The following is a 21,363-nucleotide window of genomic DNA, read 5'->3' as shown; positions in this document are numbered from 1 at the left end:
GCGCCATGACGAACCAACCTCTCAGTGACACCAGGGTTCGGGACGCGAAGGGCCGGCCGCTGGTGGCGGTCACCGGCCTCGGCATCGTCACCTCCCTCGGCCAGGGGCAGGCCGACAACTGGGCCGCGCTGACCTCCGGCCGGTCCGGCATCCACGCCATCCGGCGCTTCCCCACGGAAGGCCTGCGCACCCGCATCGCCGGCACCGTCGACTTCCTCGACACCGACCCCCTGGTGGCGCCGGCCCTGTCGCAGCGCTTCGCGGAAGCCGCCGCCGACGAGGCGATCGCGCAGTCCGGGATCGGCCGGCCCGGGGACTTCCCCGGCGCCCTGTTCATCGCCGTCCCCCCGGTGGAGATCGAGTGGCCGCAGCGCCAGGCCCTGGCCGAGGCCTCCGGCCAGACCGGCCCGATCACCTACGCGGACCTGCAGCGCGCCGCCGCGAGCCGCCGCTTCGATCCCTGGCACGACCTCTTCATCTTCGGCACGGTGGCCGACCACATCGCCGACCGGTTCGGCACCAAGGGCTCGCCGATCTCCCTCTCCACCGCCTGCTCGTCCGGCGCCACCGCGATCCAGCTCGGCGTCGAGGCGATCCGGCGCGGCGAGGTCACGGCCGCCCTCTGCATCGGCACCGACGGCTCGGTGAACCCGGAATCCCTGATCCGGTTCTCGCTGCTCTCGGCCCTCTCCACCCAGAACGACCCGCCCGAGGCCGCCTCGAAGCCCTTCTCGAAGAACCGCGACGGCTTCGTCATGGGCGAGGGCGCGGGCGCCCTGGTGCTGGAGGACGCCGAGGCGGCGCGGGCCCGCGGGGCGACGATCCTCGGCTACGTCCTCGGCTGCGGCGAGAAGGGCGACGGCTTCCACCGCACCCGTTCGAGCCCCGACGGTGCCCCCGGCATCGCGGCGATCCGCGCGGCCCTCGAGGATGCCGACACGCTCCCCGACGCCATCGACACCGTGAACGCCCACGGCACCTCGACGCCTGAGAACGACAAGATGGAGGCGATGAGCTGCGCCGCCGTGTTCGGCGACCGCATCCGCACCCTACCGGTCTCGTCCAACAAGTCGATGATCGGACACACCCTCACGGCCGCGGGCGCAGTGGAGGCGGTGATCTCGCTCCTGACCATCGCGCATGGCCGGATCCCCCCGACCATCAACTACGCGGTGCCCGACCCCGCCATCCCCCTCGACATCGTGGCCGAGGCCCGGGACGTGCCGGTGCGCCGGGTGCTGTCGAACTCGTTCGGCTTCGGCGGCCAGAACACCTGCCTCGTGCTGGCGGACGAGCCGGCATGACGACGGAGCCGAGCCCCGGGCCCGGCCGCCGCGTCCTCGTCACAGGGGGCGCCTCCGGCCTCGGCGCCGCCATCGTGCGGGCCCTGGTCGCCGCCGGCCACGACGTCGCCTTCACCTACCGCTCCTCCGCCGAGGCCGCCGAGGGTCTGGTGGCGGAACTCTCCGCGTCTCATCCCGGCCGCACGGTGACCGCGCGGGCCCTCGACCTCGCCGACCGCGCCGCCGTGGAGGCGTTCTGCGCGGACATCGAGGCCGGCGACGGCTTCCACGGCTTCGTCCACAATGCGGGCCAGTCCTACGACGCCCTGGCGGCGATGCTGGACCAGGACCGGGCCGAGGCGGCCATGCAGGTGAACTTCTGGTCGCTCACGCGCCTGGCGAAATCCCTGGTCCGGGGCATGATCCGCGCGCGGGCGGGACGGATCGTCGCCATCGGCTCGGTGGCGGCCCTCCGGGCCAACCCGGGCAACGCCGCCTACGCCGCCACCAAGGGCGCCCTCATCGCCTATTGCCGCACCCTGGCGGTCGAGTCGGCCAAGCGCGGCGTCACCGTCAACGTGATCGCGCCGGGTTTCATCGATACCGGGATGATGGCCCCCTACGCCGCCTATCGCGCCACCATGGAGCGCCAGATCCCGGCCGGCCGCTTCGCCCGGCCGGAGGACGTCGCCGCCCTCGCGGCCTTCCTGATGGGCGAGGGCGCCGCCTACATCACCGGCGCGGTGCTGCCCGTCGACGGCGGCCTCACCGCGATGATGGGCGTCCATCGTTCCTGAGGCCGAACCGAGCATGTCCCCGATCCCCGCCGCGCTGGTCCTCCTGCTCCTCGCCGCCGGTCCCGCCGCCGCGGCCGACGCGTTCCGGGTCGACGGCCTCCCGCGCGGCGAGACCCTGAGCATCCGCGAGACACCGGATGCCGCCGCCCCCGCCCTCGGCCAGGCCCCGCCGGGCGCCCGCCTGCGCGGCTTCGGCTGCACCGCCGACACCCCGAGCGGGCTGACCTGGTGCCGGGTCAAGGCCGGCCCGATCCTCGGCTGGGCCCGACGGCGCTACCTGTCGCCGGAGTGAGGCCGGCCCGGCGGGTTGATGCCTGGTCCCGCGGAGGCTAGCGAGGGGCGCATGAACGCCCAGTCCCCGCGGGGGCATCCGCGGCGCCCCGCGAACGGAAGCGAACCCCATGCAATCCCTCCAGCTCCACGGTGACCGCGACCTGCGCCTCGAGGATGTCGCGGAGCCCGCGGCCCCCGGCCCCGGCGAGGTCCAGATCCGCGTGCGCGCGGTGGGCCTGAACTTCATCGACGTCTGGGGCTTCCGCGGCATGGCCTTCGCCAAGCGCAAGCTGCCCCTGGCGGTCGGGGCCGAGGCCTCGGGCGAGATCGTCTGCGTCGGGAAGGGCGTCACGGGCCTGGCCGCGGGCGACCGGGTGGCGATGTACGGCGCCCAGACCTGCGGCCGGTGCAAGGCCTGTCGGGACGGCCGCGACAACCTCTGCGAGGACGTCTCCGGCGTGATGGGCTTCCACATCGACGGGTTCGCCCGCGAGCGGGTGACGATGCCGGCGCGCCTCGTCATCAGGATGCCGGACGGCGTCAGCTTCACCGATGCGGCCTGCGCCCCCGTGGCCTTCGGCACCGTGCAGCACATGCTGTTCGACAATGCCCGCCTGGAGCCGGGCGAGAGCATTCTCGTCCATGCCGGCGGGTCGGGCATTGGCACGGCGGCGATCAAGATGGCCAAGGCCATCGGCTGCACGGTCTTCACCACGGTGGGCGACGACGCCAAGGGCGAGAAGGCCAAGGCGCTCGGGGCCGACCACGTCATCAACTACCGCGAGGAGCGCTTCGAGGGCGAGGTCCGCCGCCTGACCAAGCGCAAGGGCGTCGACGTGGTCTTCGAGCATGTCGGCCCCGACACCTGGAACGGCTCGCTCCTCTGCCTCAAGCGCGGGGGACGGCTCGTCACCTGCGGCTCCACCTCGGGCGTCTCGACCAGCATGAACCTGATGCAGCTGTTCCAACAACAGTACCGCATCACCGGCTCGTTCGGCTGCTCGATGGCCAATATCCGCGACGCCATGGCCAAGATGGCCCAAGGCATCACTCCCGTGGTGGACACGGTTCTACCGTTGGCCGATTTCGCGCAGGGGCTGGAGCGCCTGGAATCCCGGAAGGTGTTCGGCAAGATTCTCGTGACGCTCTGAGTTGCAGCGCATGCGGGTGCCCTCCCGGGCTAAAATGAATTATGCCAGGGGCCAGGGTCGTCGCCGGAACGCCCCGCGTCACGGGATTCGTTTTGCTTCGCCTTGCCCTCGTCCTGAAGCGTAACCTGCCGCGGCTGGCCGGCCTCGCCATGATTCCCCTGATCCGGGGGCTGTTCTGGCTGGCGCGCCTCCTCGGCGCCGAGCGGGCAAGCCGGGTCGGCGGCTGGATCACCCGGACGATCGGTCCCTTCCTGCCGGCGCACCGCATCGCGACGGCCAACCTGCGCGCGGCCTTCCCCGAGCGGGACGAGGCCGCGATCCGTGCCCTCGCCCTCGAAGCCTGGGACAATCTCGGCCGGACGGGCGCGGAATACGCCCATCTCCACACGCTGTTCGATCTCGACCCGGCGGATCTCTCGGCCAGCGGCCGGATCACGGTGGCGGGCGAGACCCATTTCGCCGACCTGCGCGACGACGGGAAACCGGGCCTGATCTTCTCCGCCCACCTGGCGAACTGGGAATTGCCGGCGATCTGCGCGGCCCAGTTCGGCCTCGACGCCACCGCGATCTTCCGCCCGCCCAACGACGCGGCCTCCGCGCGCCTCGTCCAGGAGGTCAGGCGCCAGACCATGGGCGGCCTGGCGGCGGCCGGGCAGGGCGCGGTCTTCGCCATGCAGGGCGTGGTGGAGCGCGGCGGCCATCTCGGCCAGCTCATCGACCAGCATTTCACCCGGGGCGTCGTGGTGGAGTTCTTCGGCAAGCCGGTGCTGGTCAATCCGCTCCTGGGCAAGCTTGCCCGCCACTACGAATGTCCCGTCCACGGCGCCCGGGTGGTCCGCCGCGACGGCACGCGCTTCCACCTCGAGCTCACCCCACCCCTCGACCTGCCGCGGGACGCCTCCGGCGCCATCGACGTGCGGGGAGCGATGCAGGCGATGACCCGGGTGATCGAGGGCTGGATCCGGGAGAATCCCGGCCAGTGGCTCTGGATGCACCGGCGCTGGCGTCCCGCGATGCTGCCGAAGCCCAAGCCCGCGCCGGCCCCGGCTCCGAGCACGGCGGCCCCGGCCGGCGCGCCGGAGGATCGAGCGACCGTGATGACGGGGAATGATCGGGCGACGGTATCCTAACCCCATGAGTCGCGCCGCCCCGTCCCTTCCGCGCCGAACCGTCGGCCTGCGCCTCGCCCTCCTGGTCGCCGCCGGCGCCCTGTTGGCCGGTGCGACCCAGGTCCGGGCGGGCGAGCGCACCCCGGTGGTGATCGAGCTCTACACGAGCCAGGGCTGCGCCTCCTGCCAGCCGGCCTCGCGGGTGCTCGGGGAGTTCTCCCGGGAGCCCGGCGTGATCGCCCTGACCTTCCCGATCACCTACTGGGACTATCTCGGCTGGAAGGATGCCTATGCCCAGCCCGCCTTCACGGCGCGGCAGCGGGCCTACGCCTCCCTGCGCGGCGAGCGCCAGGTCTTCACGCCCCAGGCCATCGTCAACGGCGAGCCCTCGATGATCCGCTCGGATCGCAACTCCCTGGAACGGGCCCTGCGCCGGGCCCGGGCGACCAGCCCGATCCAGGTGCCGGTCCGGAGCTGGGAGGAGGGCGATCGGATCTGCGTCGATGTCGGCGCGAGCACGGGGCCGGACGCCAAGGCCGAACTCTGGCTGCTGCCGGTGATGCGCCGACGGCGCATCGCCATCGGCGGCGGCGAGAACAAGGGACAGGTGTTCGACTACATCAACGTCGTGCGCGGGATGCATCGCATCGGCCCCTGGACGGGCCATGCGGCCCACTTCGAGGTGCCCCGCCACGCCGCCCAGGTCGCCGATGCCGATTCCTACGTCGTCGTGCTCCAGGGCGGCAACGAGGGCCGTCCCACCCGCATCCTCGGCGCCGCCAAGGCACCGGGCTTCTAAAAGGCACCGGGCTTCTAAAAGGCACCGGGCTTCTGACGCGTGCCAGGCTTCTGGCGGCGCCCCGGGATCGCTCCCGGGGCACCGTTTGACCGAGCGGCCAGTCTGATCGGGCTGGGGAGGCTCAGGCCAAAAGCGGGTCCGGCGACGGCTCAGTACGTCCCGAACTTGTAGTTCAGGCCGGCGCGGACGACGGCGAACTCGTCGGAGCGTCGGCTGGCATAGCCGGTCGTAGCTGCATAACCCGTGCCGGAAACGCTGTACTGGGCGCCCGTCGAGTTCGAATAGGCGAACACGCCGTTGGTGCTGTTGCGGTCGAGGCTGACGTAGAGGCCCTCGACCTTCACGGTCACGGCGGAAGACTTGAAGAAGTTCAGGAACGAGTCGGTGGGCAGGGCGTACTCGATGCCGCCGCCCGCGGCCCAGCCCGTGCGGAACGTGTCGCTGCTGCTGTTGGGCAGGCCGAAGCTGGAGCCGCCCCCGCCGCCATAGGCGAAGCCGCCGGTGCCGTAGACCAGGGTCCGATCGAAGGCGTAGCCGAGTCGGCCGCGCACGGTGCCGAAATAATCGAGGTTCGACAGGCCGTTCGGATTGACGAAGGTCAGGTCCGCGTTGGGCGTGCCGACGAAGGACGCCGTGTTGCGGTTGGTGCCGAAGCCGAGATACTGCGCATCCGCCTCGACGCCGACCACCACGCCGGAGCCCGGCGTGAACTGGTAGTTGTAGCCGATTTGGCCGCCCCCGGTGAAGCCGTTGTTGGCGTTGCGGTTGCTGAAGGCCACGAGGCCCGGATCGGCGCCGTTGGCGATGACGCCCGAGGCGGCCGTCGTGCCGATCACGGTGGCACCGCTGCTGCTGTTGGCATCGAAGCCGTAGCCGGCGTTGAGACCCGCATAGAAGCCGGTCCAGCTGAAGACCGGAACCGTGGTGAAGACCGGCGGCGCGACGCGGCGCGGAAGGTCGGCGGCGGAGGCCGCGCCGGCGAGCAGGACAGCCATCGGGCCGGCCAGGAGAAGGGGCTTGGTCATGAGATCCTCGTTGTCTCCCTGGGGAGATGGCGAACCCGAACGACGGTTCCAACCCGCAGACCGGTGCCGGACACCCCGGGCGGAAACCCGCGGGTGCCCGGGCGTCTCCGAGACGAGGCCGGTCCCGATCTCCGCATCCGTGCGCCGGCAGACACGGGTGCAAGGGAATCGGGCGGTCGTCTGCGCCTGCCGAACCCGCCCGAGGGCGGCGGCAGATCTGTACGGACGTCCGTTCGAATGTCCGTGGCCGGTGCGACCACGTCCGGACCATGCGTGGGAAAATTACCCACGTCAATTCGAGAGCCGTCATGCGCGTGCGCCTCCACACCGGGGAGGGGGCGCGCGAACGGATGGCGTGTCGGCTCAGGCCAGCGGGCGACGCCGCGGCAAGGACGTCAGTCGACCCACTCGCCGGCGCGCATCACCGGGACCGCCCGGCCCTCGGCGGAGAGCCCGTCGACGTCGATCCGGTCGGAGCCGATCATCCAGTCGATGTGGATCAGGCTGCGGTTGGCGCCCCGGGCCGCGAGGTCGTCCTCGCTGTAGTCCGCGCCGCCGTTGCGGAAGCACTTGCTGTAGGCTTGGCCCAGGGCGATGTGGCTCGCGGCGTTCTCGTCGTAGAGGGTGTTGTAGAACAGGAGTCCCGAGGCGGAGATCGCCGAAGAGGCCGGTACCAGGGCGACCTCCCCGAGGCGGCGCGCGCCCTCGTCCGTCTCCAGCACCTTGGCGAGCACGTCGCCGCCGGTGCGGGCCTTGGCCTCGACGATGCGGCCTCCCTCGAAGCGCACCTGGATGCCGTCGATCAGGGTGCCCTGGTAGGAGAGCGGCTTGGTGCTGGTGACGGTGCCGTCCACCCGGTCCTTGTGCGGGGTGGTGAACACCTCCTCGGTGGGGATGTTGGCGTTGCAGACGATGCCGCTGCGGGAGGCCGAGGCGCCGCCGCACCACTCGTGGTCGTCGGCGAGGCCCACGGTGAGGTCCGTGCCGGGCCCGAAGAAGCGCAGGGCCGCGAAGCGATGGGTGTTGAGCGCGTCCATCCGGGCGTGCAGGGCGGCGTTGTGCGCCTCCCAGGCCGCCACCGGGTCGGGGCCGTCCACCCGGGAGGCCGCGAAGATCGCGTCCCACAGGCGGGACACGGCCTCGGCCTCCGGCAGGTCGGGAAACACCGTGCGGGCCCAGGGCGTCGTCGCCGCCGAGACGATGGTCCAGTTGGTGGAGAAGTTGGCGATGAGTTCCAGGGCGGGGACGTAGGCCTTCGACCGGGCCCGGTTGGCGCGGGCCACCTTGGCCGAATCCTGGCCGGCCAGGAGGGAAGGATCGTCACCCGCGATGGCGAGACGGGCCGCGCCGTTGCGGTAGGCCTCGGCCATGCCGCTGTAGAGCCAACCGGCGGCGGTGTCGAAGGCCGCCTCGGGGGCGTGGGTGAAGCGCGCCAGGGTGGCGGCGTCGTCCGTGTAGAAGGTGGTGACCAGGGAGGCTCCGGCCTTGTAGGCCTGCTCGGTGATGCGGCGGGCCAGCGGCACCGTCTCCAGGGGCGCGGTGATCACGAGTTCCTGCCCGGGTCGGAGACCCAGGCCGACCTTCACGGCGACTTCGGCAAGGCGCTCCAGGCGCTCGGCATGCTGCGCCTCATACGGCGACGCGGCCCCGGTCGGTGTGGACCCAGCAATTGTCTGCGCGATCCCGTCCATGCCTGTCTCCCGATGCTGCCTTCAGCGACGTGCGCTCAAGATCAGGTCTCGGGACGGCAGGTCAACCCTCGGCGGACGCAGGCCTGGCGGCCCGACCGCGGCGGGAACTCAGGCGGCGCGGGACCAGGTGATCTCGCCGAGGTTCTCGCGGAAGGCGAAGCGCAGGAGATGGTCGGAGACCACGTTCTCCAGGCGCGTCAGGGCGGCCGGATCGGGCGTCGCGACCCGCATCAGCAGGGCGTCGGGACCCGCCTCGAAAGTGCAGACCCGGTCCTCGCCGAAGGGGACGCGGCCGGCATCCTCGGTGGCTTCCACCGGAAACTTGTGGCTCCAGTGGCGGCAGAGCTGCTTGAGGTAGCGGCTCGCCTCGGCCGTCGGGACTCTCGCCTGGGAAGTCGGCATCGAACGTGTCTCCTGCTCGGTCTTCGATCGCGACGGCTGATCTGTTCTCTCTCAAGAGAGGGCGGAAGGGTTAAGACCGGGCTAACCCACCGCACTGCAACCAGCCATCCGCCGTTGTCGTGCAACCTCTTCCGCCCGCAGCGGAGCCGATTTATGGCGCATTGCCGTCGACAATCTGGCAAGGCTTTGTGCGGCGCACAACAACAATCCGGCGGGGGCCGGTCCGGTTCCGACTAAATTTTTGTCGGGGCTTCGGAAACGCCGCACGACGCCGCCGCGCCGGCGCCCCCGTCGGGCAGGACCTTGCCCGAGTTGAGGACCTTGCCCGAGTTGAGGACCTTGCCCGAGTTGAGGACCTTGCCCGGGTTGAGGATGTTTCCCGGGTCCAGGGCGGCCTTGAGGCTGCGCATCAGGTCGAGGGCCACGGGATCGGCGTAGCGCGCGAGCTCGTCGCGCTTCAGCAGGCCGACGCCGTGCTCGGCCGCGATCGAGCCGTCGAGCCCGGCGACGATGTCGTGGACGATCCGGTTGAAGCGCTCCCAGGCAGCGAGGAACGCGGCGCGGTCCATGCCCACGGGCTGGCTCAGGTTGAAGTGAATGTTGCCGTCGCCGAAATGCCCGAAGGCGCAGACCCGCAGGCCGGGCATCGCCACCTCGCAGGCGCGCGTCGCCTCGGCCAGGAAGGCGGGCAGGCGGGAGAGCGGCACCGAGACATCGTGCTTGATCGAGGCGCCCTCGGCCTTCTGCACCTCGGATAGGCTCTCCCGCAGGTCCCAGAAGGCGTTCGCCTGCGCCTCGCTCGCCGCCAGGGCCGCGTCCGCGAGGAGGCCCGCTGCCTGCGCCCGGGCGAGCAGCCCCTCCATCAGGGTGCCGGCCTCCTCGTCGGAGCGGGTGGTGGAGACCTCCACCAGGGCGTAGGCCGCGTGCGCCCCGGCCAGGGGCCGCCGGGCCCCGGCCCGGTGGCGCAGCACGATCTCCAGGCCGAAGGGCACGATGTACTCGAAGGCGGTGAGGGCCGGGCCGGCCTCCGCCCGCAGGGTCCGGAACAGGGCGAGGGCGGCCTCGGCCGAGGCGAGGCCGACGAAGGCCACGGCCCGCGAGACCGGCCGGGGATAGAGCTTCAGCACTGCCGCGGTGATCAGCCCGAGGGTCCCCTCCGAACCGAGGAACAGGTGCTTGAGGTCGTAGCCCGCATTGTCCTTGCGCAGGCCCTTCAGCCCGTTCCAGACCCGGCCGTCGGCCAGCACCACCTCCAGTCCGAGGACGAGGTCCCGGGCGTTGCCGTAGGCGAGGACCGCCGTGCCGCCCGCATTGGTGGAGAGGTTGCCGCCGATGCGGCAGGAGCCTTCGGAGGCCAGGGAGAGCGGGAACAGCATCCCGGCCTCCGCGGCGGCGGCCTGCACGTCGGCCAGCACCATCCCGGCCTCCACCGTGATGCTGGCATTGACGGGATCGACCGCCCGCAGGCGGTTCAGGCGCGCCAGGGAGAGGACGATGCCCCCCTGCGGCAGGCCGCCGCCGACATGCCCGGTATTGCCACCCTGCGCCACCATCGGCACCCCCGCCTCGGCACAGGCGCGCACCACGAAGGCGACCCCCTCGGTATCGGCGGGCCGCACCACCGCGTGGGCGCGTCCGCGCCGCAATCCGCGGGTCTCGGTAAGATGGGGGGCGAGGTCGACCGGATCGGTGAGGACGTGGGCGGCGCCGAGATGCGCGGCAAGGCGTGCCAGCAGGCGGGAAGGATCGGTCACCACGGCACTCGCAACGGCAGGCCTCGGCACGCGGCGGGATGGCGCGGCTTGGCCTGCCGCCTATGATAGGGATGGCGCGGCGTCCTGTGCAGGGCGAGCGACCGGGCGCCGCGCCGCATCCGCCCAGAAACGAGGTTGGAGAGACCCATGCTGTCCGTGATCCCGAACCCGCCCCGCATCGCCCTTCCGATCGTCGGCAGCGACGACCTCTTCCCGGTCCGCCGGGTCTACTGCGTCGGCCGCAACTATGCCGCCCATGCCCGCGAGATGGGCAAGGACCCCGATCGCGAGCCGCCGTTCTTCTTCATGAAACCCGCCGACACCCTGCAGATCGTGACCGGCACGGAAGCGGTGGACCATCCCTACCCGCCGCGTACCGAGAACTACCATTTCGAGGTCGAGATGGTGGCGGCCCTCGGCCTGGGCGGCCGCGACATCCCGGAAGCCTCCGCCCTCGACCACGTCTACGGCTACGCCGTCGGCCTCGACATGACTCGGCGCGACGTCCAGGACGAGGCCAAGCGCCTGGCGCGCCCCTGGGACCTCGCCAAGTCCGCCGACGCCTCGGCGCCGATCGGGCCGCTGCACCCGGCCTCGGCCATCGGCCACCCGGTCCAGGGCGCCGTCACCCTGGCGGTGGACGCGGGCGAGCGCCAGCGCGGCGACCTCTCCGAGATGATCTGGTCGATCCCCGAGCAGGTCGCGCTGCTCTCGACCTATTTCGAGCTGCACCCGGGCGACCTCATTTTCACCGGCACGCCCTCGGGCGTCGGTGCCGTCCGGCGCGGGGAGACGATGACGGCCGCCATCGACGGCCTCGGCGCCATCCGCCTGCGCGTCGTCTGAACCGCATGCTCCTGCAACGCCCCTGGATGCGGCGCCTGATTCACTACGGCGCCCTGGCGACGCGCGGCATGACCCTGGGCGTGCGCGGCGTCGCCATCGACGCCGAGGGCCGGGTCTGCCTCGTCCGCCACACCTACGTGTCGGGCTGGCACCTGCCCGGCGGCGGCATCGAGGCGGGCGAGAGCGCGGTGGTGGCCATGGCCCGGGAGTTCCGCGAGGAGGCCGAGATCGTGCTCGATCCCGGCCATCCCCTGCGGCTGCACGGCTTCTACCACAGCCGCGCGGGGGCCGGGCGCGACCACGTCGCCCTCTACGTGGCGACCGCCTTCGCGGTGCGGGCACCGAAGCAGCCCGACCGCGAGATCGCCGCCTGCGGCTTCTTCCCCCTCGATGCGCTGCCGGCCGAGACCACCGCCGCCACCTGCGCGCGCCTGCGCGAAATCCGCGAGGGCCTGCCTCCGTCCGCGCAGTGGCAGCCCTGAGGGGCGGTGCGATGCCGGCAAACGGCCGACGTGGCGAGCGCCTGGATTCAGCGCTTGCAACGCCCGGCGGAATGGTGTTTAGAGACGCCGTCCGGGGCCGCCGGCGGGTCTTTCCCACCAGCGGCGCGGTTGTGAGCGGGTGTAGCTCAGGGGTAGAGCACAACCTTGCCAAGGTTGGGGTCGAGGGTTCGAATCCCTTCGCCCGCTCCAATTGACCGAACGGGACGACCGAAGCGTGAGCCGCTGCAAGGCGGCTTTTTGCTTCGTTGAGACGACGAACCGTCCGGCGCGAGGGTCTCCCTCGTCACGACGGGTGTGAGCGGGTGTAGCTCAGGGGTAGAGCACAACCTTGCCAAGGTTGGGGTCGAGGGTTCGAATCCCTTCGCCCGCTCCAAATCTCCCAACCCTTTCAGAACCGACCGAACGCCCTCCGGGGCGTTTTTTCGTGGGCAAGCCCATTGGCCGGCGGTGCGGCGTCAAGCCTGCATGCGTGCAGCGGCCCGGTAGGCCGCGGGCGTCACCGCGTAGCGCCGGCGGAAATGCTGGCGCAGGGTCGCGGCGGTGGCGAAGCCCGCCGCCTCGGCGACGGCCTGAAGTGGCTGGTCCGCCTGCTCCAGCAGCTCCCGGGCCCGGGCGAGGCGCAGGTCGAGGAGCCAGCGGGCCGGCGTCGTGCCGGTCGCGGCGGAAAAGCGGCGCAGCAGGGTCCGCGGGCTCATGCCGGCCCGGTCCGCCAGAAGGGCGAGCGGCCAGTCGCGGGCCGGTGCCGCCCGCATGGCATCGAGCAGCGGCCCGATCCGCGCCGCCTCGTGGAGTGTCGGCACCGCACCGGCCACGACCTGGGCCTGGCCGCCGTCCCGGTGGGGCGGGACGACGAGGCGCCGGGCCACCGCATTGGCGGCGGTCGGCCCGAAATCGCGGCGCACGAGGTGCAGGCAGAGGTCGATCCCGGCGGCCGAGCCGGCGGAGGTCAGGATCGGGCCCTCGTCCACGTAGAGCACGTCGGGGGTGACGCGGATGCCGGGATGGCGTGCGGCCAGGGCCTCCGCATGGCGCCAGTGGGTGGTGGCGCGGCGCCCGTCGAGCAGGCCCGCCGCCGCGAGCACGAAGACCCCGGAGCAGATCGAGAGGATGCGCGCCCCGCGGGCCGCGGCCGCCCGCAGGGCGGTGGCAAGGGCCTCGGGGACCGGCTCGTCCGCACCGCGCCAGCCCGGCACCACGATGGTGCCGGCGCGCTCCAGGAGATCGAGCCCGCCATCGGCGAGGAGGCGCACGCCGCCCTCGGCCCGCATCGGCCCGGGGTCGAGCCCGGCCACGGCGAAGCGGTACCAGTCCGGCCCCATCTCGGGACGGGGCAGCCCGAAGATCTCCACTGCGACGCCGAACTCGAAGGTGCAGAGGCCGTCATAGGCCAGCACCACCACGAGACGGTCGGCGGAAGACAGGCGCGCCTGCGACTTTGGCATGATCGCGACGCTAACCGGCAATCCGGGCCGCCGCCAAGAGCCGCGCCCGCTGGTAGCTGTGTCGTCCCCGAAGCCGGAGACCGACGATGAGCCCCGTGACCGCCATACCCGCCTGTCCGCCCGCGATCGCCTGCGATCACTTCCGGCGCCGGCTGGAACTGGAGACCGACTGCGCCGACGTGGCGGCCGCCCTGGAGGCCGGCCCACCCGACTTCGTGCTGCTGCACGCCGTCGGCTCGGCGGCGGCGTTCCGGCGGCGTCACATCCCCGGCGCCGTGCATCTGCCGCACCGGCTGATCACGGCCGAGCGCCTCGCCGCCTGGCCCGCCGACACGATGTTCGTGGTCTACTGCGCCGGACCCCACTGCAACGGGGCCGACCGGGCGGCCCTGCGGCTCGCCGAACTCGGCCGGCCGGTCAAGCTCATGCTCGGCGGCCTGACCGGCTGGGCCGACGAGGACTTGGCCTTTGCGGGCGACGAGGACTTGGCTTTCGCGGGCGACGAGGACTTGCCCGGCGACTTGGCCGGTGACTTGGCCCTCGCGGGCGAAGACCAGTCCGGTGAGGGCCATTCCTGAAATCGGCCATCGTGCGTGAGCCGACTCTTCAATCTTCCTTTACCATAGGGAGAACAAAGTTGCCGTCGGGGCGGCGCCTGGGTCCGCCCCCAGCCGGACGGCCATGTTCCTCTTCACCACGCCCCCCGCCAATGCCCGCGATCCCGGCGCCAGCCGGGACCTGGGCACGCGCGACGGCGCCGCCGGGCGCACGGGGGCGTCGAGCGGGGTCATCGAGGCAATCCGCGACGGGGCGCAGACCTCCGGCGCAGGCTTCGACTACCTGCTCGCCACGGCCCAGCGTGAATCCGCCCTCGACCCCACCGCCAAGGCGGGCACCTCCTCGGCCACCGGCCTGTTCCAGTTCATCGAGCAGACCTGGCTCGGCACCCTGAAGACCGCCGGCCCCCGCCTCGGGCTCGGGACCTACGCGGACGCGATCACCAAGAGCGCCGACGGCAGCTACGCGGTGAGCGATCCGGCGGCCAAGCAGACCATCCTCGACCTGCGCCGCGATCCGCGGATCGCCGCCACCCTGGCGGGGGCCCTGACCGAGCAGAACCGGGAAGCCCTGACCAGCGCCCTCGGGCGCGAGCCCACCGGCGGCGACCTCTATGCCGCCCACGTCCTCGGCGCGCGGGGGGCCGCGGCGCTCATCACCACCGCGCAGGCGAGCCCGGCCCGCGCCGCCGCCCTCGACATGCCGGAGGCGGCCGCCGCCAATCGCGGCCTGTTCTATGACAGGACCGGGCGCCCCCGGGGCGCGGCCGAGCTCTATGCCCACCTCGCTGCGGCCCGCACGGGCACGGCACCGGCCACGCCCGCCGCCACGATCAGCCTGCCCGAGGGGACCACCGCCTACGCCTCCCTCAACGAGGGCGGCCTGCGCTCGATGTTCCAGACGGATCCGCGCCAGCAGGGCGGCGTCTCGGCCGGGGTCGCGCGCCTCTGGCAGGGGCGCAGCGGCGGCACAGATGCGGTTCGGCCGGACCCGGTCCGGGCAGCACCGACCTATTTCCCGCGCTCGGACGGCACCGAGAGCGTGACCGGCAGTGCGAGCCCCGTCGCCGCCGCGCCGGCGACCGCCGCCAACCCCGTACCGGCCGCCACCGCGGCCCTGGTGGGCGCCCCGCTGCCGCCGCGCCGTCCGGCGGAGTTCGGCGCCTCCGGCCAGGCGCCCCGCCCCGGCGCCCCCCTCGACCTGTCCCTCTTCACGATCCGGAGCGGCTCATGATCATCCGCCAGTTCCTCGCCTGGACGCAGCACAGCTCCGCGGCGCGACGGGCTGAGGCCGCGGGTGCCCTGGCCCGGGCCTATCTCTACGACGGCCTCGGCGAGGACGTGGCCTGGGAGGCGGAGGCCGCGCTCCTCGCCCTCCTGGACGATCCCTCGAGCCTGGTTCGCCGGGCCCTGGCGGAGGCCTGCGCCGCCTGCGCGAACGCCCCCCGGCCCCTGATCGTGGCGCTGGCAGGCGACCAGGCCGAGATCGCCACCCTGGTGCTGGCCCGCTCGCCCGTACTCAGCGACGCCGACCTCGTCGACGGCGTCGCCATCGGGTGCCTCGCCGCCCGTCGCGCCATCGCGGGCCGGCTCGACCTGTCGCCGGCCGTCGCCGGGGCGCTCGCCGAGATCGCAGAGCCCGAGGCCCTGGTCGTGCTGGCCCGCAACCGCAGCGCCCACATCACCACCGGCAGCCTGATGCGGATGGTGGAGCGCCACGGCGACGGGGCCGCCCTGCGCGAGGCGATCCTGGCCCGGCCCTACCTGCCCCTCGAGGTGCGCCAGAGCGTGACCACGCGCCTCGCCGAATCCCTCTCCGCCTTCGCGGTGTCCTCCGGCTGGCTCACCCCGGCCCGCAGCGCGCGCGCCAGCCGCGAGGCGCAGGAGCGCACGACGCTCGCCTTCTGCGCCGAGGCCCATCCCGTCGATCTCGCCCGGCTCGTCGCCCACCTGAAGGCCTGCGGCCAGCTCAATGCCGGCCTGCTGCTGCGGGCGATCCTGTCCGGCAACATGGCCTTCGCCGAGATGGCGCTGGCCGACCTCGCCAGCCTCCCCGTCCGCCGGGTGGCCGGGCTGATGCACGACGCCTCGACCGCCGCCTTCGCCGCCCTGCACCGCAAGGCCGGCCTGCCGCCGGTGCTGCTGCCGGCCTTCAGCGCCGCCCTGTCGGCTTGGCGCGAGGCCGGGTCGGGCGCCATCACCAGCGCCGGGGCGGGCCTGTCGCGCCTGATGATCGAGCGGGCGCTGACCGCCTGCGAGACGATGCCCTTCGCCGAGGCCCAGAGCGTCATGGCGCTCCTGTCCCGCTTCGAGGCGGAGGCCGCCCGCGACGAGGCCCGCGTGCTCGCCCGCGAACTCGCCGCCGAGGCCGAGCGCAGCGAGATCCTGCGGATCGAGCGCGAGATCCTCGACGCCGAGTGGCGCGAGGCCCAGCGCCAGGTCCTGGCCGAGTGGGATGCGCCGCAAGCCCTCGAGGCCGCACCGGCCGCCGCAGCCCGCGAACCAGCCGACGAGACCATCGCGGCGGTCGCGCCAGAGACTTTGGGAGGAACGTCGGAAGAAATCTCGGAAGAGGTGCTGGAAGCGATCCCGGAAGACGTGCTGGAGGAATTCGCGCGGGTGGCCGTCACGTCCGCTCCGGTCGCGCCGCCCGTCGTGGCGGAGCTGCCGGCCCCGGATGTCTCGGGGGAATCGGCCATCGCCCCGGTCGCGGAAATCGAGGCCGAGGCGCCGGCGGACGTCGAGTCGGCCCGCACCGATCCGGTGGGCCTGATCCTCGACGGGCTCTCCGACGCGCTGATCGCCGAGTTCGAGGGCAGCCGCGCCCGGCGCCGCGCCCTCGCCACCGAGGTCGTGCTCGATGCGATCCCCGAGGCGCTGATCGCGAGCTACCGCGAGGACCGGGCGCGCCTCGCCGCCTGAGGGGCGATCAGCCGAACTGCTCGCGCAGGATGCGCTCGTCGAGGCTGTGGCCGGGATCGTGCAGCAGGGTCAGGTTGGTGGCGTGGTCGAGCCAGGTCTCCACCGTGCAGACTCGCCGGAACTCGGTGTGGTCGGCCACCGCCGCCACCGGCCGGTGCGCGGCGTCCAGCACTTCGATGAGGATGCGGGCGTAGTCCGGCAGCAGGGCCCCGTGCCAGCGACGGGGCCGGAAGGCAGAGATCGGCGTCAGGGCCAGGAGGCGGGCGTTGAGGGGCAGGATCGGGCCGCCCACCGACAGGTTGTAGGCGGTGGACCCGGCCGGGGTCGCCGCGAGCACGCCGTCGGCGATGAGCTCCGGCAGCCGGACATGGCCGTCGATGGAGATCCGCAGCTTGGCGGTCTGGTGCGTCTGGCGCAGCATGTAGACTTCGTTCAGGGCGCGGGCCTGATGCCGGCGCCCCTCCGTGTCCACGGCCTCCATCATCAGCGGGTGGATGATGCTGCGCTTGGTGTTCTCCAGGCGCTCGAGCAGCCCGTCCTCGCGGAACTCGTTCATGAGGAAGCCGACGGTGCCGCGGTTCATGCCGTAGATCGGCTTCCCGGCATGCATGAAGCGGTGCAGCGTCTGGAGCATCAGGCCGTCGCCGCCCAGCGCCACCACCACGTCGGCCTCGTCGGGCGGCACGTGGTCGTAGCGCCGCATGAGGGTCGCGGCCGCCTGGCGGGCGTCCTCCGTGGGACTCGCCACGAAGGCAAGCCGTTCGAACCGCCGGGCCATGGGCTCACATCCGTCTTGCCGACCAACTTGCCGACGCGGAGCATTCGCGCCAGCGTCCCGATCCCAGTCCTGCCGGCACCCCCGCCGGCCCGCTCCCGCCGGTGGAGCGGCAGAGCCCTGGTCGGAGACCCATAGCATGGAGCGGCCGCTTCTCGTCTACACCACCTTCCCGGATGCCGGCACCGCCCTGAAAGTCGGAGAGGCGCTGGTGCGGCTGCGCCTCGCGGCCTGCGTCAACGTCCTGCCGGGGATGCTCTCCGTCTACGCCTGGAAGGGCGCGGTGGAGCAGGGCTCGGAGGTCGTCGCGATCCTGAAGAGCCGCGAAGGACTCGCCGAGGCCCTCGGCGCCGCCCTGAAGGCGCGCCACCCCTACGAGACGCCGATCATCCTGCACCTGCCGGTGGCGGGGGCCGATCCCGACACCGCGGCCTGGATCGCGGCGGAGACTCAGGGGCCGCCGATCGGGTAGCTCCGGCCCTTCCAGAGGGGCGTGCCGCTGCCCTTGCGCCGCAGGAGGGCCGTCCACTGGATCGCCAGGGCGACCAGCACCGTGGCCGGGTGCAGCGGCACCGTCCCCAGGGGTTCGCGGGTGACGAGGGTGATCGCCGCCCGGGTCGCCAGGGAGACGAGGGCGGCGGCGAAGGCCAGGAACGCGGCGTGGCCGGATCCGAGACCGCCCAGGGCCGCCAGGAGCAGGAGCCAGGGCAGGACGTGCCCGCCCACCAGGAGCAGGGTCCAGACCGGCAGGGACCGCGGGGTCGCCATGCCCTCGTGGGCGTTCTTCGAGAAGCCGGCCCAGCTCTGGCCGAAACCGCGATACATCCGGCAGGTCGCCAGGGCGTGCCCGGCCACGAGGTCGGTCCGGTAGCCGGCCTGGCGGAACCGGCGCGGCAGCACGACGCCGTCGTGCAGGCTGGTGCGCACGGCGCCGTGCCCGCCGGTGGCCGCGTAGGCCTCGCGGCCCACGAGGATGAGCTGGCCGCAGGCGGCGCCGAGACTCGGACGCGGGGAGGCCCGCATCATCGCCATCGGCAGGTAGCCGAGGAGCAGGAAGTTGATCATCGGCACCGTCAGGCGCTCGCCCAGCGAGCCCATCAGCTGGCGCGGCACGCCGCTGACGAGGGCGCTCTCGGTCCGGCGCGCATGGGCGGCGAGCGCCGCCGCCGCCGCGGGCGCCAGGCTCACGTCGGCGTCGACGAAGAGGAGATGTGTCCCGGTCGCGGCCTGCGCCAGGTGCGCGCAGGCGTGGTTCTTGCCCGTCCAGCCCTCGGGCAGGGGCGGGATCGAAACGAGGCGCAGGCGCGGATCCTCGGCGGCGATGGCGGTCACGATGGCGGCGGTGTCGTCGGTGGAATGGTCGTCGCCGACGAGCACCTCCAGGGCGACGCCGGCGCTCGACAGGGCCGCCCGCACGGTGGCGGCGATCACCGCGGCCTCGTTGCGGGCCGGGATCAGCACCGAGACCCGGGCCCGGACGTCGAGGTCCGGCTCGGGGGTGCGCAGGATCGAGAGGTTCACCCAGGCGACGAGGGCCGGCAGCAGCGCGCAGGCCAGGGCCAGGATCGCGAGACCGAGCATCATGGAACCGGATCTCCCTTCTGGCGGTGGGCCGGCTCGAAGCGCCGCCCCGTGACGACGGCCCCGAGGCGCCGCCAGAGATCGTAGATCCCCCCGATCCCCTTGGCACCCGACGCGAGCGGCGTGAAGCGACCGGCCTCGCGGGCGACCACGTCGGCGCTGAGCTGGTCGAGGGTGGCGGTCAGGTCCGCCTCCATCCGGGCGAGGCGCTCGGCCCGGGGCAGGGCGAGCAGCTCGACGCCGGGGATCGGTGCGCCGAAGGCCGCGAAGGCCTCGCCGCCGCGCTCCTCCCAGAAGGCGTATTCGAGGGCCAGGGGCACGAAGAGCGCGTCGGGGGCGATCTCGGGCAGGCGGCCGACCCCGGCGCGCAGGGCCAGCGGTCGGGCGCGGACGTCCTGGAAGCGCCCCTGCGCGGTGATCCAGATCATCCGGTTCGGCGCCCCCAGGATGCGCCGTGCCGCCTTCAGAAACTGGGCGGCGCCGCGGGCCGATTCGAGGTCCACCGCGAAGGCGCCCATCCGGGCGAAGACGGCGTACTTCTCCAGCATCCGCGCGTCGAAGGGGGCATAGCTCTCCCGGCGCGGAAACAACCGCCCGGCCAGGAGAATGACCACCGCGGCGTCCCACCAGGCCGGATGGTTGCAATAGACCACCACGGGCCCGGGATGGTCGGCGCAGGCCGGCACGCCCCAGCGGGCGAGCCGCAGGGCATTGAGGTGACGTCGGACGTAGCGGTCGAAATACCCGACCATGAACCGCCAGACGGCAGGCGATCGGGCGGGGCCGTCCTCGCGGGACACGCGTCGGGCCTTCAGGCGCTGGCGCGCTCCTCCCCGCCGACACCGCTGCTCCGCGCGTCGGTGTCGAGGGCATCCGCCGCGATCCAGCCCGACATCATCACCATCGGCATGCCCGGACCCGGATGGGCCGCGCCGCCGGCGAGGTAGAGGCCGCGCACCTGCCGCGAGCGGTTGCCGGGCTTGAAGGCCCCCATGAACTTGCCGTGGGAGGCGAGGCCGTAGATCGCGCCGTTGAGCACCTTGTAGCGTTCGTGGATGTCCTGCGGGGTAAGGTGGCGCTCGACGACGATGCGCTCCTCGAGATCGGGCATGTTGGCCGTGCGCTTGAGCTTGTCGAGGATGACCTGCCGGTAGGCCGGGAACATCTTCGACCAGTCGTGGTGCGGGCGCAGGTAGGGGGTGTGGACCAGGACGTAGAGCGCCTCGCCGCCCTCGGGTGCCACCGACGGGTCGGTGGAGGAGGGGGCCGCCAGGTAGGCGGTCGGGTCCGGGGCCGGCTCGCCCTTGTGGTAGATGTAGTCGAACTCCTCTTCCGGATCGCGCGAGAAGACGAAGTCGTGGTGGTTCAGGTGCTCGTAGCGCTTGTTCAGCCCGAGATAGAGCACCACGCCGGAGCAGGCCGGCTCGAAGCTCTTCTTCTCGTAGGACTTGCCGACATCGCCGCCGACGAGTTCCCGGTAGGTGCGGACCGAATCCATGTTCGAGATCACGGCGTCGAACGGGGTGATGCCGGAGGCTGTCTTCACGCCCTTGACCGCACCCTTCTCGATCGCGAGGCCGGTGACCTCGTCGCCGGGCCGCAGGGTGGCACCGAGTTCGGAGGCGAGCTTCGTCAGGGCCTCGGCCACCGCACGGGTGCCGCCCATCGGGTACCAGACACCCTCGGCAGTCTGCATGTGCGCGATGGCGCAGAGCACGGCCGGAGCGCCGTAGGGGGAGGAGCCGACATACTGCACGAAGTGGTCGAGCATCTGCGCGAGGCGGGCGTCCTTCACCTTCGAGCGGATGGTACCGGCCACCGACGAGCCCATGCGCAGGGACAGCACGTCCCGCAGGGTGCCGGGATTCATGTTGGCGCGGATGTTGATCGTGTCGAACAGGTCCTCAACCGGCTTCCAGAAGAAGAACTTGTTCGAGACGTCGTGCAGGTGCTCGGAGATCTCGAGGAACTTCTTGTAGCCCTCGCCGGCGCCGGTGCCGGGGGCGAAGCGCTCCATGTCGGCGGCCATGGTCGGCACGTCGGCCATCAGGTCGAGATGGGTGTTGTCGTCGAAGAAGCAGCGCCATTGCGGATCGAGGCGGCGCAGGTCCAGGTAGTCGTGGATGTTGCGCCCGGCCTCCTGGAAGATGCGCTCCAGCACCTTCGGCACGGTGAGGATGGTCGGCCCCATGTCGAAGCGGAAGCCGCCCTCGTGCAGGACCGCGGCCTTGCCGCCGAGCCAGTCGTTCTTGTCGTAGAGCGTGACGGTGTGGCCGCGCGCGGCGCTCACGCAGGCGGCCGCCAAACCGCCCAACCCTGCGCCGACGACGGCGACCGAAGACCCAGCCCGCATGTTCGTGTCACTCCCCGGGCCGGTCCGAAAGCCCATCCCCTGCCTGAAGCTAGACCGGATGGCCGCGCGGTCAACGCGCTAACCGGTCGCGGCGTGGCCT

The 21,363-nt window shown here is 72.3% G+C and carries 20 protein-coding genes, 2 tRNA genes and 1 pseudogene; 14 read left to right on the top strand and 9 right to left on the bottom strand.

Translation table 11 applies throughout. The features are described 5' to 3' along the window. Positions 1-5 precede the first annotated feature (5 nt). The 6 genes from AC1MGR_RS16195 to AC1MGR_RS16170 all read left to right on the top strand — a co-directional run bounded on the left by AC1MGR_RS16195 (position 6) and on the right by AC1MGR_RS16170 (position 5,412). Complete coding sequence (locus AC1MGR_RS16195; RefSeq protein WP_480232249.1) at positions 6-1,304, top strand: beta-ketoacyl-ACP synthase; 1,299 nt, start codon at positions 6-8, stop codon at positions 1,302-1,304. Next, a complete protein-coding gene (locus tag AC1MGR_RS16190) occupies positions 1,301-2,080 on the top strand; it encodes an SDR family NAD(P)-dependent oxidoreductase (protein ID WP_480232248.1) in 780 nt (259 codons plus the stop codon). Before AC1MGR_RS16195 ends, AC1MGR_RS16190 begins: the two co-directional genes overlap by 4 nt. A 13-nt stretch (positions 2,081-2,093) precedes the next feature. Further along, positions 2,094-2,372, top strand: coding sequence for an SH3 domain-containing protein (locus AC1MGR_RS16185; RefSeq protein WP_108038938.1), 279 nt, complete (start codon positions 2,094-2,096; stop codon positions 2,370-2,372). Positions 2,373-2,481: 109 nt separating this feature from the next. Continuing rightward, a complete protein-coding gene (locus AC1MGR_RS16180) occupies positions 2,482-3,504 on the top strand; it encodes a zinc-binding dehydrogenase (protein WP_480232247.1) in 1,023 nt (340 codons plus the stop codon). Positions 3,505-3,596: 92 nt separating this feature from the next. After that, complete coding sequence (locus tag AC1MGR_RS16175; RefSeq protein WP_480232246.1) at positions 3,597-4,634, top strand: lipid A biosynthesis lauroyl acyltransferase; 1,038 nt, start codon at positions 3,597-3,599, stop codon at positions 4,632-4,634. 4 nt (positions 4,635-4,638) lie between these two features. Next, a complete protein-coding gene (locus AC1MGR_RS16170) occupies positions 4,639-5,412 on the top strand; it encodes a DUF1223 domain-containing protein (RefSeq protein ID WP_480232245.1) in 774 nt (257 codons plus the stop codon). Positions 5,413-5,561: 149 nt separating this feature from the next. On the opposite strand, the gene AC1MGR_RS16165 is transcribed toward AC1MGR_RS16170, so the two are convergent. The 4 genes from AC1MGR_RS16165 to AC1MGR_RS16150 form a co-directional block, all read right to left on the bottom strand. After that, positions 5,562-6,437 (bottom strand): outer membrane protein, encoded by an 876-nt coding sequence (locus AC1MGR_RS16165; protein ID WP_480232244.1) that lies wholly within the window; start codon positions 6,435-6,437, stop codon positions 5,562-5,564. 395 nt (positions 6,438-6,832) lie between these two features. Further along, entirely contained in the window at positions 6,833-8,128 is a 1,296-nt protein-coding gene (locus AC1MGR_RS16160) for an aminopeptidase (protein ID WP_108038928.1), read from the bottom strand. Positions 8,129-8,236: 108 nt separating this feature from the next. Next, positions 8,237-8,530 carry a DUF2218 domain-containing protein gene (locus AC1MGR_RS16155; RefSeq protein WP_056468938.1) on the bottom strand — a complete coding sequence of 98 codons (294 nt, stop codon included), beginning with the start codon at positions 8,528-8,530 and terminating at the stop codon, positions 8,237-8,239. Between the two features lie 233 nt (positions 8,531-8,763). Then, positions 8,764-10,284: an FAD-binding oxidoreductase gene (locus tag AC1MGR_RS16150; RefSeq protein WP_480232243.1), complete on the bottom strand. Its 1,521-nt coding sequence runs from the start codon at positions 10,282-10,284 to the stop codon at positions 8,764-8,766. Between the two features lie 147 nt (positions 10,285-10,431). On the opposite strand from AC1MGR_RS16150, the gene AC1MGR_RS16145 reads away from it, so the two are divergent. From AC1MGR_RS16145 to AC1MGR_RS16130, 4 genes are all read left to right on the top strand, one after another. Further along, a complete protein-coding gene (locus AC1MGR_RS16145; protein ID WP_238230189.1) occupies positions 10,432-11,130 on the top strand; it encodes a fumarylacetoacetate hydrolase family protein in 699 nt (232 codons plus the stop codon). Positions 11,131-11,135: 5 nt separating this feature from the next. Continuing rightward, the gene (locus tag AC1MGR_RS16140) at positions 11,136-11,612 is read left to right on the top strand and encodes an NUDIX domain-containing protein (RefSeq protein ID WP_480232242.1); all 477 of its coding nucleotides are present in this window, start codon (positions 11,136-11,138) and stop codon (positions 11,610-11,612) included. A 135-nt stretch (positions 11,613-11,747) separates the two neighbouring features. Beyond that, positions 11,748-11,822, top strand: a tRNA-Gly gene (locus tag AC1MGR_RS16135). A 109-nt stretch (positions 11,823-11,931) separates the two neighbouring features. Further along, a tRNA-Gly gene (locus AC1MGR_RS16130) sits at positions 11,932-12,006 on the top strand. An 82-nt stretch (positions 12,007-12,088) separates the two neighbouring features. Here AC1MGR_RS16130 and ftrA read toward each other — a convergent pair. After that, positions 12,089-13,075, bottom strand: coding sequence for a transcriptional regulator FtrA (gene ftrA / locus AC1MGR_RS16125; protein ID WP_480232241.1), 987 nt, complete (start codon positions 13,073-13,075; stop codon positions 12,089-12,091). Positions 13,076-13,161: 86 nt separating this feature from the next. Here ftrA and AC1MGR_RS16120 point away from each other — a divergent pair. From AC1MGR_RS16120 to AC1MGR_RS16110, 3 genes and pseudogenes are all read left to right on the top strand, one after another. Next, positions 13,162-13,545 (top strand): annotated as a pseudogene (locus AC1MGR_RS16120) (rhodanese-like domain-containing protein); the annotation flags it as partial. Positions 13,546-13,756: 211 nt separating this feature from the next. After that, positions 13,757-14,866, top strand: coding sequence for a lytic transglycosylase (locus tag AC1MGR_RS16115; RefSeq protein WP_108038917.1), 1,110 nt, complete (start codon positions 13,757-13,759; stop codon positions 14,864-14,866). Beyond that, on the top strand, positions 14,863-16,554 hold the full coding sequence (locus tag AC1MGR_RS16110) for a DUF2336 domain-containing protein (protein WP_480232240.1): 1,692 nt from the start codon (positions 14,863-14,865) through the stop codon (positions 16,552-16,554). Before AC1MGR_RS16115 ends, AC1MGR_RS16110 begins: the two co-directional genes overlap by 4 nt. Positions 16,555-16,561: 7 nt before the next feature. On the opposite strand, the gene AC1MGR_RS16105 is transcribed toward AC1MGR_RS16110, so the two are convergent. Further along, positions 16,562-17,332, bottom strand: coding sequence for an NAD kinase (locus AC1MGR_RS16105; RefSeq protein WP_108038914.1), 771 nt, complete (start codon positions 17,330-17,332; stop codon positions 16,562-16,564). Between the two features lie 136 nt (positions 17,333-17,468). On the opposite strand from AC1MGR_RS16105, the gene cutA reads away from it, so the two are divergent. After that, positions 17,469-17,801 carry a divalent-cation tolerance protein CutA gene (gene cutA, locus AC1MGR_RS16100; RefSeq protein ID WP_108038912.1) on the top strand — a complete coding sequence of 111 codons (333 nt, stop codon included), beginning with the start codon at positions 17,469-17,471 and terminating at the stop codon, positions 17,799-17,801. Here the strand turns inward: cutA and AC1MGR_RS16095 are convergent. From AC1MGR_RS16095 to AC1MGR_RS16085, 3 genes are read right to left on the bottom strand one after another with little or no spacing between them, the layout of a single operon-like run. Next, positions 17,780-18,913 (bottom strand): glycosyltransferase family 2 protein, encoded by a 1,134-nt coding sequence (locus AC1MGR_RS16095; RefSeq protein WP_480232239.1) that lies wholly within the window; start codon positions 18,911-18,913, stop codon positions 17,780-17,782. The genes cutA and AC1MGR_RS16095 overlap by 22 nt on opposite strands. After that, the gene (locus AC1MGR_RS16090; RefSeq protein WP_480234818.1) at positions 18,910-19,662 is read right to left on the bottom strand and encodes a lysophospholipid acyltransferase family protein; all 753 of its coding nucleotides are present in this window, start codon (positions 19,660-19,662) and stop codon (positions 18,910-18,912) included. The genes AC1MGR_RS16095 and AC1MGR_RS16090 overlap by 4 nt, the downstream gene beginning before the upstream one ends. A 59-nt stretch (positions 19,663-19,721) precedes the next feature. Beyond that, positions 19,722-21,263, bottom strand: coding sequence for a phytoene desaturase family protein (locus AC1MGR_RS16085; RefSeq protein ID WP_480232238.1), 1,542 nt, complete (start codon positions 21,261-21,263; stop codon positions 19,722-19,724). Between the last annotated feature and the right edge of the window lie 100 nt (positions 21,264-21,363).

This window comes from Methylobacterium sp. BI1 (genome assembly GCF_056680125.1).
The sequence above is the reverse complement of the archived record's forward strand: the minus strand, read 5'-3'. Positions and strand labels throughout refer to the sequence as shown.

Bases quoted from the DNA above. Each gene is read 5' to 3' on its own strand.
- AC1MGR_RS16140 (WP_480232242.1), top strand. From the start codon at position 11,136: ATGCTCCTGCAACGCCCCTGGATGCGGCGCCTGATTCACTACGGCGCC.
- ftrA (WP_480232241.1), bottom strand. From the start codon at position 13,075: ATGCCAAAGTCGCAGGCGCGCCTGTCTTCCGCCGACCGTCTCGTGGTG.
- AC1MGR_RS16090 (WP_480234818.1), bottom strand. From the start codon at position 19,662: ATGGTCGGGTATTTCGACCGCTACGTCCGACGTCACCTCAATGCCCTG.
- AC1MGR_RS16165 (WP_480232244.1), bottom strand. From the start codon at position 6,437: ATGACCAAGCCCCTTCTCCTGGCCGGCCCGATGGCTGTCCTGCTCGCC.
- AC1MGR_RS16170 (WP_480232245.1), top strand. From the start codon at position 4,639: ATGAGTCGCGCCGCCCCGTCCCTTCCGCGCCGAACCGTCGGCCTGCGC.
- AC1MGR_RS16110 (WP_480232240.1), top strand. From the start codon at position 14,863: ATGATCATCCGCCAGTTCCTCGCCTGGACGCAGCACAGCTCCGCGGCG.
- AC1MGR_RS16195 (WP_480232249.1), top strand. From the start codon at position 6: ATGACGAACCAACCTCTCAGTGACACCAGGGTTCGGGACGCGAAGGGC.
- AC1MGR_RS16095 (WP_480232239.1), bottom strand. From the start codon at position 18,913: ATGATGCTCGGTCTCGCGATCCTGGCCCTGGCCTGCGCGCTGCTGCCG.
- AC1MGR_RS16185 (WP_108038938.1), top strand. From the start codon at position 2,094: ATGTCCCCGATCCCCGCCGCGCTGGTCCTCCTGCTCCTCGCCGCCGGT.
- AC1MGR_RS16105 (WP_108038914.1), bottom strand. From the start codon at position 17,332: ATGGCCCGGCGGTTCGAACGGCTTGCCTTCGTGGCGAGTCCCACGGAG.
- AC1MGR_RS16115 (WP_108038917.1), top strand. From the start codon at position 13,757: ATGTTCCTCTTCACCACGCCCCCCGCCAATGCCCGCGATCCCGGCGCC.
- AC1MGR_RS16145 (WP_238230189.1), top strand. From the start codon at position 10,432: ATGCTGTCCGTGATCCCGAACCCGCCCCGCATCGCCCTTCCGATCGTC.
- AC1MGR_RS16160 (WP_108038928.1), bottom strand. From the start codon at position 8,128: ATGGACGGGATCGCGCAGACAATTGCTGGGTCCACACCGACCGGGGCC.
- AC1MGR_RS16190 (WP_480232248.1), top strand. From the start codon at position 1,301: ATGACGACGGAGCCGAGCCCCGGGCCCGGCCGCCGCGTCCTCGTCACA.
- AC1MGR_RS16180 (WP_480232247.1), top strand. From the start codon at position 2,482: ATGCAATCCCTCCAGCTCCACGGTGACCGCGACCTGCGCCTCGAGGAT.
- AC1MGR_RS16085 (WP_480232238.1), bottom strand. From the start codon at position 21,263: ATGCGGGCTGGGTCTTCGGTCGCCGTCGTCGGCGCAGGGTTGGGCGGT.
- AC1MGR_RS16155 (WP_056468938.1), bottom strand. From the start codon at position 8,530: ATGCCGACTTCCCAGGCGAGAGTCCCGACGGCCGAGGCGAGCCGCTAC.
- cutA (WP_108038912.1), top strand. From the start codon at position 17,469: ATGGAGCGGCCGCTTCTCGTCTACACCACCTTCCCGGATGCCGGCACC.